Annotated in this window: 2 tRNA genes; both read left to right on the top strand. The window is 44.3% G+C overall.

Going from position 1 to position 433, the window contains the following annotated elements:
• Window positions 1-97: 97 nt before the first annotated feature.
• Window positions 98-174, top strand: a tRNA-Ile gene (locus tag L8I05_RS29430).
• Between the two features lie 10 nt (window positions 175-184).
• Window positions 185-260: transfer RNA gene (locus L8I05_RS29425), tRNA-Ala, on the top strand.
• Window positions 261-433 lie beyond the last annotated feature (173 nt).

The raw sequence follows: 433 nt of genomic DNA, 5'->3' as shown, positions 1-433 counted from the left end.
TCCCACACGAATTGCTTGATTCATTGAAGAAGACGATAGAAGCAGCTTTAAGCTCCAAGCTGATAGCTCTTAGCTAATCAGTTACGCGCTCGAAATTGGGTCTGTAGCTCAGTTGGTTAGAGCGCACCCCTGATAAGGGTGAGGTCGGCAGTTCGAATCTGCCCAGACCCACCAATTTTGTTATGGGGCCATAGCTCAGCTGGGAGAGCGCCTGCCTTGCACGCAGGAGGTCAACGGTTCGATCCCGTTTGGCTCCACCATTAACTGCTTCTGCTGTTAGAGTTTAGAAATGAATATTCTGAAGTGAATATTGATTTCTAGTCTTTGATTAGATCGTTCTTTAAAAATTTGGGTATGTGATAGAAAGATAGACTGAACGTTACTTTCACTGGTAACGGATCAGGCTAAGGTAAAATTTGTGAGTTCTCTTAAC

This window comes from Pseudomonas sp. MONT-RG-20F-20-E-7-02 (assembly GCF_022662395.1).
Taxonomy (GTDB): domain Bacteria; phylum Pseudomonadota; class Gammaproteobacteria; order Pseudomonadales; family Pseudomonadaceae; genus Aquipseudomonas.
Note: the sequence above shows the minus strand (reverse complement) of the source record. Positions and strands in the feature narration are given on the sequence as shown.